Origin of the sequence: Nonomuraea sp. NPDC051191, from assembly GCF_044455665.1 — a bacterium.
Taxonomy (GTDB): Bacteria; Actinomycetota; Actinomycetes; order Streptosporangiales; family Streptosporangiaceae; genus Nonomuraea.
Window position 1 is genome coordinate 64,614 of the sequence record NZ_JBITEZ010000021.1, and the last position, 15,263, is coordinate 79,876.

Below are 15,263 nucleotides of genomic sequence, written 5' to 3' on the forward strand. Positions count from 1 at the left end.
GACGCCTGGGTGCCCCCGCCGAGAGAGCCGGCCGTCATGTCGGCATGACGACATGGTCGCGAGACGCTTTCAGGGAAGGACTCGCGCCCATGACGATCTCTCTTGACACGAGCCGGTACACGGTCGGGATGGCCACGAGCCCCGCCGACCTCCAGGCCGCCCAGCGGCTGCGGTACGAGGTCTTCGCCGAGGAGATGGGGGCGCGGCTCGACAGCCCGGTCTCCGGCCTCGACGTGGACAGGTTCGATGCCTACTGCGACCACCTCCTGGTACGGGAGGGGCGGCGGGTGGTGGGCACGTACCGGCTGCTGCCGCCGGGACGGGCCGACCGGCTCTACTCCGACACCGAGTTCGACCTGCGCGCCCTCGCTCCCATCAGGAAAAACCTGGTCGAAGCCGGACGTACCACCGTTCATCCGGACCACCGGGACGGCGCGGTGGTCGCGCTGATGTGGGCGGGGATCGCCCGGTACATGGTGAGCGGCGGCCACCAGTGGCTGGCCGGCTGCTGCTCGGTGCCGCTCGACGACGGCGGCGCGCTGGCGGCCGGCGTGGCCGCGCGGGTGCCGCTCGGTCCCGAGGAGTACCGGGTCACGCCGCTCGTGCCCTGGCCGGGCGACGGCGCGCCGCGCTCCGACCGGTTCGTGGCGCCCGCCCTGCTCCGCGGCTACCTGCGGCTGGGCGCGTGGGTGTGCGGGCCGCCCGCGCACGACCGGGACTTCGGCACGGCCGACTTCTTCGTGCTGCTGTCGATGGCCCAGGTGAACACCCGCTACCTGCGCCACTTCCTGGGCGGGACGCCGTGACCGGCCCGTGGCTGCGTACGGGCCCGTGCACGCCGGACATGTGCGTGCGGGCCGCGGTCCTGGGCGCGGGGATGGCGCGCCGGGCGCTGCGGCTGCTCGCCGCGGTCCTGGTGGTGCTGGCCGGGGTGCCGGTCGCGCTGACGGCCCGCCACGTGCGCGCCGACGTACGGGCGCGCGCCACCGGGACGTGGGCCCGGCTCATGCTGCGCGCCCTCGGCGTCCGCCTGGAACTCGTCGCCGAGGAACCACGGGACCTGGCCGGGGGTTCGGAGGCAGGTGGGGAGGCCGGGGCGCTGGTGGTGGCCAATCATGTGTCGTGGCTGGACCCGCTGGTCATCGCGGCCGCGCTGCCCTCACGCCCGCTGGCCAAGCGCGAGATCGCCGCCTGGCCGGTCGTCCGGACGCTGGCCGCGGGCTCGGGCGCGCTGTTCATCGACAGGGAACGCCTGTCCGCCCTGCCCTCGGCGGTCGCCGCGGTCGCCGGGGCGCTGCGGGCGGGCGACACCGTCGTGGCCTTCCCCGAGGGCACCACGTGGTGCGGGCAGGGGATGGGCGACTTCCGCCCGGCGGTGTTCCAGGCGGCGGTCGACGCCGGCGCCGTCGTACGGCCCGCGACCCTGCGCTACCGCGAGGGCGACCGGCCCTCCACCCGCGCCTGCTACGTGGGCGAGGACTCGCTGCTCGCCTCGGTGCTGCGGGTGACCGCGACCCGGCGGCTGGCCGTCGAGGTGCGGCTGCTGGCTCCGCTGTCCGCCGCGCCGTCGGCTCGCCGTCCGCGGGCGCGCGCCGTCCTGGCCAGGGACGCCGAGGCCCTGGTGCGCGCGGCGATGGACGGTCCTCCCGCGCGGGGGAGGACCGTCGCTCACTTGCCGAAGCCCGCGGTCAGCCCGCTGAGCAGCTGACGGCGGCCCACCACGTACAGGATCAGGATGGGCAGCGTGGTCAGGACGACCGAGGCGAGCACGGCGGGCACGTTCACGCTGTACTGGCCCTGGAACGTCCACAACGCCAGCGGCAGCGTGCGCTTGTCCGGGCTCTGGGTCAGGATCAGCGGCAGCAGGAAGCCGTTCCAGATCGTCAGCGCGTTGTAGATCGTCACCGTGACCACGGCCGGGCGGGTCAGCGGGAACGTCAGCCGCCAGAGCAGGCCCCAGTCGGTGGCGCCGTCCAGCCGCATCGACTCGAACAGCTCCTTGGGCACGTCCCTGATGAAGTTGGACAGCACCAGCACCGACAGCGGGATCGCGAACGCGATGGAGGGCAGGATCATGCCCAGCAGCGAGTCGTACAGGTGCAGCCGGATGATGATCAGGTAGATCGGGATGATCGTGGCCTGGAGCGGGATCGCCAGCCCCATGAGGAACAGCGAGTTCACCCCGCGCAGGAACCGCCCGCCGCCCCGCACGATCGCGTACGCCGCCATGAACGACACCCCGACGGCCGGGACCACCGCGCCGAGGGTGACGACGAGGCTGTTGAGGAAGTACAGCGGGAAGTCCGACTCCAGCACCACCTTGTACGCCCCGAGCGTCGGCTCCGACGGCGGCGCCAGCGGGTTGGAGGCGTAGTAGGAGCGCTGCTCCTTGAAGCTGGTGATGACGATCCAGTAGATCGGCACCACCACGATCGCCAGCCAGATCCACCCGGCCACCCCGGCCACCCAGTTGCGCCGGGCCGCGGCCGGCCCGCCCGCCCGCGGGGACGCGCCGGCGGCCCGCCGTGCCGGCTCGGTCAGCGTCGTCGCCATGTCAGGCCCCTTCCAGCTGGCTCGCCGAGGCGTCGCGGCCGCCCAGACGGCGCAGCAGCAGCGCCAGCGCCAGGCCCACGAGGACGAGGATGACCGCGATCGCGCTGGCCGGGCCCATCAGGTTGGCCTGGAACCCCCGCTTGTACATGTCGAGGGCCAGCACCCGCGTGGCGTCGCCGGGCCCGCCCACGGTCAGCACGAAGATCAGGTCGAAGAAGGTCAGCGACCCGACCACCATCAGCGTCGAGGACGTGATGATCGTGTACTTGAGCTGCGGCAGCGTGATGCTGAAGAACGTGCGGACCCGGCCCGCGCCGTCGAGCTGGGCGGCCTCGTACATCGAGCGCGGGATCTGCCGCACGCCGCCCTGGTAGATCAGCGAGTGGAACGGGATGAACTGCCACGACACCACGAAGATCACCACGCTGAAGGCGAGGACGGGCTCGCCCAGCCAGTCCTGGGCCAGCAGGTCGAGGCCGAGCCCGGCGCCGAGCCCGAAGTTCGGGTCGAGCAGCGACTTGTAGGCGATGGCGATGGCGGCCGAGCTGAGCAGCAGCGGGATGAAGTAGAACACCGACAACAAGGCGCGGTAGCGCTGCTGACCGGCCAGGAACACCCCGAGCAGGATGCTGGCCGGCGTCTGCAGCGCCCAGGACGCGGCCATCACCAGGAACGTCACCCACAGGGCGTGCGGCAGCCCGGGGTCGGAGAGCACGGCCTGCCAGCTGGACAGGCCGGCGAAGCCGATGTCGCCGAGCCCGTCCCAGGAGGTGAAGCTGAGGACGAGGACGCCGATCAGCGGGATCACGCCGAAGGCGACGAAGAACAGCAACGCCGGGACGGCCAGCCAGGCCAGGGAGCCGCGGCCCCCTCGCCCGGCGGCCGCCGGCGTCCCCCGCCCGGCGGGGATAGGGATCACGCTCACTTGCCGATGACCGCGTTCATGTTCGTCTGGAACTGCTGCGGCGAGATGGACAGCTGGAAGAGCTTGGCGATGTTGTCCAGCAGCACCTCGGCCGCGGTCGGGCTGAGCGCCTGGTCCCACGACTGGGCGAAGGTCTGGGCGTTGCTGGCGATGCCGTAGACGAACTTCAGGAAGTCGGCGTCGGGGGAGGAGGCGAAGGCCGCGTCGGCGCCCTTGACGATCGGGACGGCGCCGGTGTCCGCCCACTCCTTGACCTCGGTCTGGTCGAGCACGCCGCTGGTGAAGAACTTCTTGGCGAGCTCCTTCTGCTCGGGGGTGGCCTTGGCGGAGATCGACAGGTACTGGCCGGGGTTGCCGACGGTGTTGCTCGGGTCGCCCTTGCCGCCGTCCACGGGCGGGAAGTTCATGTAGCCGAGGTGGCCGCCGGGGACGAAGTCGCCGCCGTCGTTCTTCATGCCGCCGTACGTCCAGCCGCCGTGCAGCATCATGGCGGCCTTGCCGGTGTAGAGCAGCGCCTGGTCGGCGTTGGAGTCGGCGGTGATGGAGGAGAAGCCCTTGATGAAGCCGTTCGCCTTGATCAGGTCCTGCATCTTGGTCAGGGCGTCGAGGGCGGCGGGGTTGGACCAGGCGTCCTTCTGGCCCTCGAACACCGCCTGGAACACCTCGGGGCCGCCGATCCGGTCGAACAGGAACTCCAGCCACATCATGTTCGTCCAGCGCGACTGGCCGCCGAGCGAGAACGGCGCGATGCCCTTGGCGTTGATCTTGGGCACGATGTCCATGATCTCGCCCCAGGTCGTCGGCGGCTGCACGCCGACCTTCTCCAGGACCTCCTTGTTGTAGTACAGGACGATCGGCTGCACGGTCTCGCACGGCATGGCGTAGATCTTGCCGTCGACCGTGGCCGCGCCGAAGGAGGAGGGGAACAGCCGGTCCTTGACGGCGGCGTTCTCCGCGAACCACGACGTCAGGTCCTCGACCTGGCCGGCCTGCACGTAGCTGCGCAGCGTGCCGCCGCCCCAGCCCCAGATCAGCGTGGGGGCCTGGCCGGCGCCGATGGCGGTCTTGATCTTGGTCTTGTAGGCGTCGTTCTGGAACGGCGTGCCCTCGATCGGGGTGCCGGGGTTCGCCTTGTTGAAGCGCTCGATCGCCCGGCGGCGCACGCCTTCCTGCGGCTCGACCGACAGGTACCAGTAGGTGGCCTTGGCGCCGCCGCCGCCACCTCCGGTCGGGCTGCCGCCACCCGCGCGGGTGGGGCCGGACGTGCCGCAGGCGGCGAGCGCGGCTCCCAGGGGCAGCCCCATGGAGAGGCTGAGGAAGGTGCGGCGAGAGGTTGACCTGGTCTCCACGCTGATCTCCGTACTCGAATGCCGTGGCCTGGCCGCGGCTCGGTTGTCCTTGGGACGCGTTGGCCCCGCGGTCGGATCGGCAACCCCCCAATGCCGCTCGTCCACTCGCCCTTGAGTGAACTCGTCGAAACATTTGCGACATGACCGCGCGGCACGTCAATCTAGATTTCGACCATTACCGTGTCAAGACCCTTACCGGGGAAACCGGCTCTGGGCGGGCGCTGGGCCCGTGTAGTACTGTCGCGCGGGCAACTAGCTGGCCATTCCATCAGCTTTGCGGCATTGTGCAGGTGGCGGGCATGGCCTCGAAATGTTTCGAAAATTTGCGGCAGGAACTCTTGAAGGAGTGCAGTTCATGACGGCTCTAGATCGGACCCCGGCGGATCGGGTCCTCGGTCCGTGGCTGGACCCGGCGCTTCCCGTGGCCGAGCGGGTCGAGGCCCTCCTTCAGGAGCTGACGCTGGAGGAGAAGGTCGCCCAGCTCGGCAGCCGGTGGGTGGGCAACGACATGGCGCACGGGGAGGAGCCCCCCGTCCCCGACCCGGACGCCACCGGCACCCACAACGTGGCCCCGATGCAGGACGTTTTCGCCGCCTCGGGCACCGTCCCCTTGGGAGAGGCCGCGCGGCACGGGCTCGGCCACCTGACCCGCGTGTTCGGCAGCGTCCCGGTGACGGTGGCCGAGGGCGCCGCCGAGGTGGTGCGCCTGCAACGCGAGGTCGTCGGCCTGTCCAGGCTCGGCATCCCGGCCGTCGTGCACGAGGAATGCCTGACCGGTTTCACCACCTACGGCGCCACCGTCTACCCGGCGGCCATCGCGTGGGCCGCCACCTTCGACCCGGACCTGGTCGAGCGCATGGCCGCGGCCATCGGGCGGGACATGCGCGCCGTGGGCGTGCACCAGGGCCTGTCCCCGGTGCTCGACGTGGTGCGCGACTACCGGTGGGGCCGGGTCGAGGAGACGATGGGCGAGGACCCGTACCTCGTCTCGATGCTCGGCGCGGCGTACGTGCGCGGCCTGGAGAAGGCCGGCGTGATCGCCACGCTCAAGCACTTCGCCGGGTACTCGGCCTCACGGGCCGCCCGCAACCACGGCCCGGTGCCGATGGGCCGCCGCGAGCTGATGGACATGATCCTGCCGCCGTTCGAGGCGGCCGTCACCCTGGGCGGCGCCCGTTCGGTGATGAACTCCTACTCCGACGTGGACGGCGTGCCCGCCGCCGTCGACTCCTGGCTGCTGACCGAGCTGCTGCGCGAGGAGTGGGGCTTCACCGGCACCGTCGTGTCCGACTACTGGGCGGTCCCGTTCCTGGCGACCATGCACCAGGTGGCCGCCGACCCCGGCGACGCGGGGGCGCAGGCGCTCGCCGCGGGCGTGGACGTCGAGCTGCCCGACACGCTCGGCTTCGGCGCCGGCCTGGTCGAGCGGGTGCGCCGGGGCGAGCTTCCCGAGTCGCTGGTCGACCGCGCAGCGCGCCGGCTGCTCACCCAGAAGGTGCAGCTCGGCCTGCTCGACCCCGGCTGGACGCCGGAGGGCTCGGTCGCCGGTGCGGAGAACGCCGAGCTGGACTCGGCCGCCAACCGCGCCCTGGCCCGCGAGCTGGCCGAACGCTCGATCGTGCTGCTCGACGCCGGGACCGCGCTGCCGCTGCGGGCCGGCCTCGGCCGGGTCGCCGTCGTCGGCCCGTGCGCCGACGACCCGCGCACGTTCATGGGCTGCTACGCCTTCCCCAACCACGTGCTGCCCCGCCACCCCGGGCTCGGGCTCGGCGTCGAGGCCCCGACCGTGCTCGACGCGCTGCGCGCCGAGCTGTCCGGCGCCGAGATCACCTACGAGCCGGGGTGCGCGGTGCAGGGCGGCGACCGGTCCGGCTTCGCCGCGGCGACCGCCGCCGCCCGCGAGGCCGACCTGTGCGTGGCCGTCGTGGGCGACCTGGCCGGCCTGTTCGGCCAGGGCACGTCGGGCGAGGGCTGCGACGCCGAGGACCTGCGGCTGCCCGGCCTCCAGGCCGACCTGCTGGCCGAGCTGTTCGCGACCGGCACGCCGGTCGTCGTGGTGGTCGTCTCCGGCCGCCCCTACGCGCTGGGCGAGGTGCACGCCGGAGCCGCCGGGCTGGTCCAGGCGTTCATGCCCGGGGAGGAGGGCGGCGGGGCGATCGCCGGTATACTGACCGGTCGTGTCCAGCCTGGAGGCAAGCTTCCCGTGCAGATACCCCGCCATCCTGGCGGGCAGCCGGGCACCTACCTGCAGCCCCCGCTCGGAGTCGACAGCAAGGGCATCAGCAACCTCGATCCCACCCCGCTGTTCCCTTTCGGGCACGGCCGCTCCTACACCTCCTTCGAGGTCGGCGACCTGCGCCTCAGCGCCGACGAGGTGCCGGCCGACGGCGAGTTCACCGTCTCGGTCACCGTCGCCAACACCGGTGACCGGGCCGGCGACGAGGTCGTGCAGCTCTACCTGCACGACGTCCTCGCCCAGGTCGCCAGGCCGGTGAAGCAGCTCACCGGCTTCGCCAGGGTCCGCCTCGAACCGGGCGCGAGCAGCCGGGTCTCCTTCCTCGTGCACACCGACAGGACCGCCTTCACCGGGCGTGACCTGCGGCGCGTGGTGGAGCCCGGAGACGTCGAGGTGCTCGTCGGCACGTCCGCCGCCGACCTGCCGTGCCGCGGCGTGGTCCGGCTGACCGGGCCGGCGCGGCCGGTCGGCGCCGGCAGGCGGCTGGTCACCCCCGTGGAGATCCGAGGAGGAACAGATGCCGGCTCCTAGGCGCGCCACGCTGGCCACCGTCGCGGCCTCGGCCGGCGTGTCCGTCGCCACCGTCTCCAAGGTGCTCAACGGCCGCAGCGACGTGGCCCCGGCGACCCGTTCGCTGGTGGAGTCGCTGCTCCAGCAGCACGACTACGTGCCCGCCACGCCGCGCCGCGGCGAGGCGGGCGGCCCCGCCACGGTCGAGGTGCAGTTCGACGACGACCTCAACGCCTACTCCACCGAGATCATCCACGGCGCGATCGAGGCCGGCGACGAGCTGGAGACGTCGGTCGTCGTCAGCATCAGGAAGAGCCACCAGCGCACCGGCGGCTGGGCGCGCGACCTGGTCGCCGCCGGGCGGCGGGCGCTCATCGTGGTGACCAGCGAGCTGACCGGCGCGCAGCTCGGGGCGCTGTCGCGGGCCCGGCTGCCGCTGGTCGTGATCGACCCGCTCAACCTGCCGACCACCAGCGTGACCAGCGTCGGCTCGACGAACTTCGCCGGCGGCCTGACCGCGACCCAGCACCTGCTCTCCCTCGGCCACCGCCGCATCGCCTACATCGGCGGCCCGCCGACCTCGGCCTGCAACCAGGCCCGCCTGCACGGCTACCGTGCGGCGCTGGAGGCGGCCGGCGCGCCCGAGCCGCCCGGCTACGTCCGCACCGCCCACTTCCACTACCAGGACGGCCTGGTCAACGGCGCGAGCGTGCTCGACCTGCCGCGGCCCCCGACCGCGATCTTCGCCGGCTGCGACGAGATCGCGCTCGGGGTCATGGAGGCCGCCAGGTCGCGCGGCCTGCGCATCCCGGAGGACCTGAGCATCGTCGGCTTCGACGACACCCAGATCGCGCGGATGGCCTCGCCGCAGCTGACCACCGTGCGCCAGCCGCTGCGCGAGATGGGCCGGGCGGCCCTGCGCACCGCGCTGCGGCTGGCGGCCGGCGAGCGGATCGACTCCCACCACGTGGAGCTGGCGACCGAGCTGGTGGTACGCGGCTCGACCGCCCCGGCGGGCCCTACGGAAGGCTGCCCTACGGAAGGCTGCCCTACGGAAGGCTGCCCTACGGAAGGCTGCCCTACGGAAGGCTGCCCTACGGAAGGCTGCCCTACGGAAGGCTGAAGGCCAGGAACACCGACCCGTACGGGTTCGGGTACGGCGTGAAGGAGTACCCGGACTGGACGTACAGCATGCCGTGCGACACCACGGCCCCGCCGCCGCCCGAGACGGCCCCGCCGCGCCCGGTCAGCCCGTTGACGCCCTGCACCTCCTGCATGGTGTCGTAGGCCCACACCACCTCGCCGGTGCGCGCCGAGTAGGCCCGCATCTTGCCGTCCATGCTGCCCTCCCACACCAGGCCGGGCGTGCTGGAGACGGCCGGGGTGTGGCCGAGCTGGCACACCTGCGGGTACTGGGCGGCGCCGCCGGTGGCGCAGCCGTCGGCCGGGTTGGGCGTCTCCCACAGCAGATGCCCGGTCGCCGGGTCGAGGGCGAACAGGGTGCCGGGCCGGGCCATGTACGTGGCGACGTACAGGCGTTCCCCGTCGAAGGAGGTGCCCCACTGGACGCCGGACAGGCCGCCGCCGGGCATCGGCTTCGACAGCTGCCGCTGCCAGACGACCTTCCCGGTACGGGCGTCGAGCACGTGGTACACGCCCGCCTTCTGCCCGATCCCGACCAGGGTGCGCCCGCCGGTCCTGAACACGTTGGGCGCGGCCCCGAGGTCGAAGTCGAGCGCGGTGCCGTCGGGGAAGTTGGGGCAGTACTGGCGGTCCTCGGGGGTGGGCAGCGAGCACTCCAGCCGCCAGGTGTCCACGTCGGTCATCCGCCGGGTCCAGCGCGGCCGGCCGGTGTCGATGTCCAGGGCCAGCACCGAGTCGTAGTGGCCGGCGCTGCCGGTGTAGTTCTGGCCGGTGCCGACGTACAGGGTGCGGGTGAGCGGGTCGAGGGCGGGGGAGCCCCACACGCCGCCGCCCGAGGGGGCGTACCGGGGGACGCCGTTGGGCCAGGTGCCGTCCTGGCGCGCCTTCGGCACGGTGTTGAAGCGCCAGATCGGGCGGCCGGTGTCGGCGTCCATGGCGTCGAGGTGGCCGCGGAAGGTGCAGCAGGCGTGCTCCTTGCCGATGATGTTCTCGCCGCTGGAGACGCCGACGTAGACCCGGTCGCCGAAGACCAGGGGCGAGCTGGTCACGATCGCCGTGACGGTGTCGTCGAGCCTGCGGGCCCAGGCCAGGCGGCCGGTGCGCTGGTCGACGGCGTAGAACCAGCCGCGCACGTCGCCGAAGTACACCTTGCCCCTGGCCACGGCCGGGCCGTCCTGGACCTGGGTGCGGCCGGTGCCGACGGTCGTCAGGTCGAACTCCCAGCGGGCGGCGCCGGTGGCGGCGTCCCTGGCGTACAGCTTGCCTTCGGGGGAGCCGAAGTACACGGTGTCGCCCACGACGGCGGGCTGGCTGCGCGGCGTGCCGGCCTCCTTGGGGTAGGCGAAGGCCCACTTCAGCGCGAGGCCGCCGACCGTGCGCGGGTTGATCGCCCGCTCGGCCGCGTTGTGCCGCCAGCCCAGCGGGCTCTGCTGCCACATGGGCCAGTCGCCCCCGGCCGCCGCCTGCGCGGGGGCGGGCCCCTGCAACAGCGCGAGGCAGAGCGCGGTCAACAGCCGGATCATGACGTCGCCTCCTTGTTCCAGAACGCGCACTGGTGCTGCCTGGCGATCTCCCGCGTCAGCTGGCTGTCACCGGCCGGGGCCAGGGACATGACGGCGGGGTCGGCGCGGGTGTAGCGGGACCAGAGCGGGGTCCCCTCCGCGGTCGGGTCGCCGGTGCGGGCGAAGCCCGTCCACTGGGCGACGAGCTGGGCGCCGAAGGAGCGCTGGTTGGCGTCCAGGTCCTTGACGTCGGAGTACAGGAAGGGCATCTCGCTGACGTGGAAGGCGCCGTTCGGCTTGGTCTGGTCGAGGAAGAACAGCGGGGGCGCGTCGGTGTTGTCCACCTGGAAGGCGTACACCGGGAGGTGCGCGGCCAGCCGTTCGTCGTTGAGCAGCGCCGGGCAGACCGAGTTGCTGTCGGCCACGATCGTCCGGTACGCGATGAACGCCGCGGGCGCCGGGAACCTGGCCAGCGGGTAGCGGGCGAGAACCTCGGGGGCGAGGGCGCCGTACTGCTGGCGGACCAGGGTCTCGTACTCGGCCGGGGTGTCGGCGGACGGGAGCTGGACCTCGTCGCGGCCCACACCGTGCATGAGCGAGACCCTGTTCACCCTGCCCTTGGCGAACGCCCGCGACGGCGACATGGTCAGGGTGCGGCCGTCCACGATGGGCGCGATCGTCCCGCGGTCCGGGCCGAGCCCGTCGGAGGACTGGTCGAGCAGCGCCTTGACCGGCTGGGCCCGCAGGCACGCGCCCGGGTCGGCGGCCTGCTCGCAGCCGAGCGCGGTGGCGAACCTGGCGCCCTGGGCCTGCGCCTCGGCCTGCGTGGGCAGCTCGGCCTTGCAGTCCTGCGGCTGCCAGAAGGTGTTCGCGCCGAGCAGCGAGTTGTACTCGCCGCTCTGCACGATCCCCTTCTCGAACAGGCCCTTGGCGGTCGGCGACGCCGTGTGCGCGCAGACGCTGGACCCGCCGGCGCTGGCCCCGAAGATCGTCACGTTGGCGGGGTCGCCGCCGAAGCGGGCGATGTTGCGCCGGACCCAGCGCAGCGCCTCCTGCTGGTCGGACAGGGCGTAGTTGCCGGCGTTCGGGCCGAACGCCCGGTGTGACAGGAATCCGAGAACGCCCAGCCGGTAGCCCACGCCGACGTGCACCACGTTCCCCGCCCTGGCCAGGTAGGAGCCGTCGGACGGGGAGCCGTACCGGAAGCCGCCGCCGTGGAACTCCACCATGACGGGCAGCTTCCGCGCCCCGGCGGGGGCGGCGACGTTGAGCTTGAGGCAGTCCTCGTCCTCGGAGGGGGAGCCGAGCAGCTCCGCCTGCGGGCACGGGCTGCCCCGCCCGGTGCCGGAGAGCACGCCGGGCCACGGTGTGGGCCGGCGCGCGGGCGTCCAGCGCAGGTCGCCGACGGGCGGCGCGGCGTACGGGATGCCGAGCCAGGAGCGCAGGCCCTCGCCCGCGATCCCGCACACCTGGCCCGAGTCGGTGGTGACGGTCGTGTCGGGCGCGCAGGCGGGCGCGCCGAGCGGGGCCGCCGTCGAGGGCGGGGTGGTCAGGCCGAGCGTCGCGATCACGACGAGCGCGCTCAGCCCTGGTCGGAGCTTCAACATGCGCAAGTTCCCTCAGCAGATTTACTCGGAATCTTGCGCATCGTGTCAAGGCGAGTCAGCCGGATCAATGGCGGCCGTCATACCGGACCGCCATCACGCCCGTATGATCACCGCACGGGGCAGAACAGCTAGCGGTCGCTCCACTTGATCTCGTACGGCTTGAGCGTCAGCTCCTTGCCGTCCACCGTCGTGGTGACCTGCTTGTCGACCGTGTTGACCGCGAGGAGCCGCTGCGGCTGGGCCAGCACCCGCACCCGCGGGTCGGAGGAGGTGACCGGGTCGATCTGCGCGCCCGCCGGGAACCACCGGGTGAAGTCGCTCACCAGCTTGCCCGTCGGCATCAGCGCGCCCGTGCGCGGCTCCCACATGCAGGCCCTGCACTCGCCGTCCTTGGCCTGCGGGTTCCAGTACAGGGCCGTGCTGGCGCCGCTCTTGGCGAACTCCATCATCGAGGCGGCCTGCACGGCCAGCCGCATGGGCTCGTCCCAGACGGTGCCGTCCTCGGGCACGAAGTACCACTCCGACCACCACACCGGCAGGTCGCCGGTCTTCTCGCGCAGCCACTTGGTGATCGCGCTGAACTTGGCCAGGGCGCCGAACGCGTCCGGCAGCAGTTCGTGGGTCTCGGTGGGGGAGGCGCCGTCCACGACGACGAAGTCGGCGCCCTTCTTGTTCTTGAACCAGTACTCGAAGGCGTCGAGGGCGTGCTGGTTGACCGCCCCCCACGGGCCGCGCAGCTCGGTGTCGCCCTTGCTGTCGCTGTCGAAGCCCAGGTACGGGCCGCCGACCTTGGCGTCGGGACGGACCGCCTTCACCGCGTCGTACACCTTGTTGTACAGCTGGGTGTAGCCCTTGTAGTCCGCGGGCTTCTTGTGGTCACGCCAGAAGCCCTTGAACTCGTTCCAGACCATGAAGTACTTCACGTCCCGGTACCGCTCGGCCACGGTCGCCGCCAGCTTGGCGAACTCGTCGAAGTACTCCGGGTACGGCGCGTCCTCCAGGTGCTCCTTCCAGGCCGACTCCTCGGTCGGGCCCTCGGGGCCGCCCTTCATCCAGTCGGGGGCGCAGCACAGCGTGATGATCCCGGTGCCGCCGGACTCCCGCATGAAGTTCGTCCGGCTGTCGAGGTCCTCCCAGAAGTAGTCGCCCCGGCGCGGCTCGGGGTTGAGCGCGCCGAAGCCCATGATGTGCTGGTTCTGCAGCATCGGCGTCTCGGACAGCGCGCGGGCGACGTCCTGTTCCAGGCGCGGGGTGATGTTGTTGGCGCTGACGCCGGTGTGGGTCAGCCCCCAGCGCGGCCAGTCGGCTTCCACGGGCGGCGGCTTCTGGGCCTTCGCGGTGGCGGCGGGCGGGGACGCCTGCGGCGGCTGTGCGCCGGTGGTCTCCTGGCCGGCGGTGGCGCCGAGGGAGCATCCGGCGGCCAGCACGGCCAGGGCGGCGAACCCCATCACGCAGGCGGTCAACCGGCCGGAACGCCGCGACACCGTCCCCCCGCTAACTCTTGACACCTGAATCCCCACCTGGTCCTCGGCGCTTTTTGCCTAGAGGCTTCCATGCACCCGCAAACGCGGCAAACCAGTGGGACGGATTCACAGCCAAGCGTTACCTGGCGTTACCTTGCGGACGCGGCGGCGCTCCCGGCGCCCCTGGCGCGCCGGGAGGCCGCCGCGTCCTGTCCCTAGCGACCCTGCAGACCTCTGACGTTGTCCCCGAACGTCCAGCCCTTCGAGCCGTCCCAGTTGATCGACCAGGTCATCAGGCCCTTGAGCTGGCCGTTGAAGGCGTTCCAGCCCTGCGACACCAGCGAGGGCGCCATGTACCCGCCGCCGGCTCCCGGCTGCGCGGGCAGGCCGGGAACCTGCTTGTCGTAGGGGACGGTGATCGTCGTGCCCTGGATGGTCAGGCCGTTGTTCAGGCAGGTGGTCTGCACGGTGAAGCCCTGCACGGTGCCGGCGGAGTAGGAGTCGCCGGAGCAGCCGTACATGCTGCCGTTGTAGTACTGCATGTTCAGCCACCACAGGCGGCCGTTGTCGGCGTACTTCTTGATGATCGGCAGGTACGCGCCCCAGATCGACCCGTACGTCACGCTGCCGCCCGTCACGTACGCCGTCTCCGGCGCCATGGTCAGGCCGAACCCGGCCGGCATCTGGGCGAGCACGCCGTCGATGATCCGGATGAGGTTCGACTGCGAGGCCGAGAGCTGGGTGATGCTCCCGCCGCCGGTCAGGCCGGTCTCGATGTCGATGTCGATGCCGTCGAAGTTGTACTTCTTCAGGATCGGCACGACGGTCGCCACGAAGCGGTCGGCGACGGCGCTGGAGCCGAGGTCGATGCCGGCCGCCGCGCCGCCGATGGACATGAGGATCGTCGCGCCCGCGGCCTTGGCCTGGCACATCTCGGCCGGGGTGGCGACCTTGACGGTGGCGTCCATGCCGTCCTCCCACAGCACGGTGCCGTCGGAGCGGATGACGGGGAACGCGGCGTTGATCACGTTGTAGCCGTGCTGCTTGATGCGCGGGTCGGTGATCGGGATCCAGCCGAGCGGCGGGTGCACGCCGTTGATGGCGCCGTCCCAGTTCTCCCAGTAGCCCTGGATCACCTTGCCGGCCGGGCGCGGCTTGGTCGGGCAGGTGGTGTCGGTGGGCGTCACGGTGGGGGTCACGGTCGGGGTCACGGTCGGGGTGACCGTGGGCGTCACGGTGGGCGTGACGGTCGGGGTCACGGTGGGGGTCACCGTCGGCGTCACGGTCGGGGTGACTGTCGGGGTGACTGTGGGGGTGACTGTGGGGGTGGCGGTGCCGCCGGGGCCGTCGAAGTTGACGTCATCGGCGTAGTAGGTGCCCTGCCCGTACCAGCCGTGCAGGAAGATGACGGCGGTGCTCTGGTTCGCCGTCGTCGTGAACGACACGCTGAGCTGCGTGTACGCCGTCGCCGACGAGGTCCACGAGGAGGAGCCGCCGGTGACGCCGAGGTAGACGTAGCTGCCGCGCACCCAGGCGCTCAGCGTGTACGTCGTGCTCGGCCGCACCGACACCGACTGGGTGCACTGCGCGGTGTCGGACCCGCTGGCCGCCGCGGCCAGCGCCTTGGTGCCGGAGTGGACCGGGGTGGAGACCACGGACCCCAGCCCGCCGGTGCACGACCACGGCGACAGGGACCCGGTCTCGAAGTCCGGGTTGGTGAGGAGGTTGGCCGCCTGGGCGGAGGTCTGGACGACGAGGACGCCCAGTGCCGCCAGGACGGAGGCCAGCAGCACGACGAGGAGACGGCGCGTTCGCTTCATGGTGGACAACCCTTTCGTCGCCCGAGCGCGGGCCCGCGACCAGCGGGTTCATCGGATTATGTAAAGAAACTTTAAAGTTGTCCACGCGGCTTCCATACCACTTTGGTCATATCGCGGACGTGCCGTCCGGGCCCCCGCGGACCCGAACGGCACGT

General features: G+C 71.9%; 11 protein-coding genes. 4 read left to right on the forward strand and 7 right to left on the reverse strand.

The window, feature by feature from the left end; translation table 11 throughout:
• Positions 1-89 precede the first annotated feature (89 nt).
• Together ACIA8R_RS44330 and ACIA8R_RS44335 are read left to right on the forward strand one after the other, a co-directional pair.
• Positions 90-806, forward strand: a complete 717-nt coding sequence (locus tag ACIA8R_RS44330; protein ID WP_397043722.1) for a GNAT family N-acetyltransferase — start codon at positions 90-92, stop codon at positions 804-806.
• Complete coding sequence (locus tag ACIA8R_RS44335) at positions 803-1,708, forward strand: lysophospholipid acyltransferase family protein (protein WP_397043724.1); 906 nt, start codon at positions 803-805, stop codon at positions 1,706-1,708. The genes ACIA8R_RS44330 and ACIA8R_RS44335 overlap by 4 nt, the downstream gene beginning before the upstream one ends.
• Here ACIA8R_RS44335 and ACIA8R_RS44340 read toward each other — a convergent pair.
• From ACIA8R_RS44340 to ACIA8R_RS44350, 3 genes are read right to left on the reverse strand one after another with little or no spacing between them, the layout of a single operon-like run.
• A complete protein-coding gene (locus ACIA8R_RS44340; protein ID WP_364087226.1) occupies positions 1,669-2,553 on the reverse strand; it encodes a carbohydrate ABC transporter permease in 885 nt (294 codons plus the stop codon). The genes ACIA8R_RS44335 and ACIA8R_RS44340 overlap by 40 nt on opposite strands.
• A 1-nt stretch (position 2,554) precedes the next feature.
• Positions 2,555-3,478 carry a sugar ABC transporter permease gene (locus ACIA8R_RS44345; protein ID WP_364087228.1) on the reverse strand — a complete coding sequence of 308 codons (924 nt, stop codon included), beginning with the start codon at positions 3,476-3,478 and terminating at the stop codon, positions 2,555-2,557.
• The gene (locus ACIA8R_RS44350; protein WP_357693582.1) at positions 3,475-4,827 is read right to left on the reverse strand and encodes an extracellular solute-binding protein; all 1,353 of its coding nucleotides are present in this window, start codon (positions 4,825-4,827) and stop codon (positions 3,475-3,477) included. Before ACIA8R_RS44350 ends, ACIA8R_RS44345 begins: the two co-directional genes overlap by 4 nt.
• A gap of 355 nt (positions 4,828-5,182) precedes the next feature.
• On the opposite strand from ACIA8R_RS44350, the gene ACIA8R_RS44355 reads away from it, so the two are divergent.
• Positions 5,183-7,594 carry a glycoside hydrolase family 3 N-terminal domain-containing protein gene (locus ACIA8R_RS44355; RefSeq protein WP_397043726.1) on the forward strand — a complete coding sequence of 804 codons (2,412 nt, stop codon included), beginning with the start codon at positions 5,183-5,185 and terminating at the stop codon, positions 7,592-7,594.
• Positions 7,581-8,696 (forward strand): substrate-binding domain-containing protein, encoded by a 1,116-nt coding sequence (locus tag ACIA8R_RS44360; RefSeq protein ID WP_397043728.1) that lies wholly within the window; start codon positions 7,581-7,583, stop codon positions 8,694-8,696. The genes ACIA8R_RS44355 and ACIA8R_RS44360 overlap by 14 nt, the downstream gene beginning before the upstream one ends.
• On the opposite strand, the gene ACIA8R_RS44365 is transcribed toward ACIA8R_RS44360, so the two are convergent.
• The 4 genes from ACIA8R_RS44365 to ACIA8R_RS44380 form a co-directional block, all read right to left on the reverse strand.
• Positions 8,683-10,239 carry a PQQ-binding-like beta-propeller repeat protein gene (locus ACIA8R_RS44365; protein WP_397043729.1) on the reverse strand — a complete coding sequence of 519 codons (1,557 nt, stop codon included), beginning with the start codon at positions 10,237-10,239 and terminating at the stop codon, positions 8,683-8,685. The two genes, ACIA8R_RS44360 and ACIA8R_RS44365, sit on opposite strands and share 14 nt — an antisense overlap.
• Positions 10,236-11,825 carry a carboxylesterase/lipase family protein gene (locus ACIA8R_RS44370; protein ID WP_397043731.1) on the reverse strand — a complete coding sequence of 530 codons (1,590 nt, stop codon included), beginning with the start codon at positions 11,823-11,825 and terminating at the stop codon, positions 10,236-10,238. Before ACIA8R_RS44370 ends, ACIA8R_RS44365 begins: the two co-directional genes overlap by 4 nt.
• A 128-nt stretch (positions 11,826-11,953) precedes the next feature.
• Positions 11,954-13,309 (reverse strand): xylan 1,4-beta-xylosidase, encoded by a 1,356-nt coding sequence (locus ACIA8R_RS44375; protein ID WP_364087238.1) that lies wholly within the window; start codon positions 13,307-13,309, stop codon positions 11,954-11,956.
• 194 nt (positions 13,310-13,503) lie between these two features.
• Positions 13,504-15,108, reverse strand: a complete 1,605-nt coding sequence (locus ACIA8R_RS44380; protein WP_397043733.1) for a carbohydrate binding domain-containing protein — start codon at positions 15,106-15,108, stop codon at positions 13,504-13,506.
• Positions 15,109-15,263 lie beyond the last annotated feature (155 nt).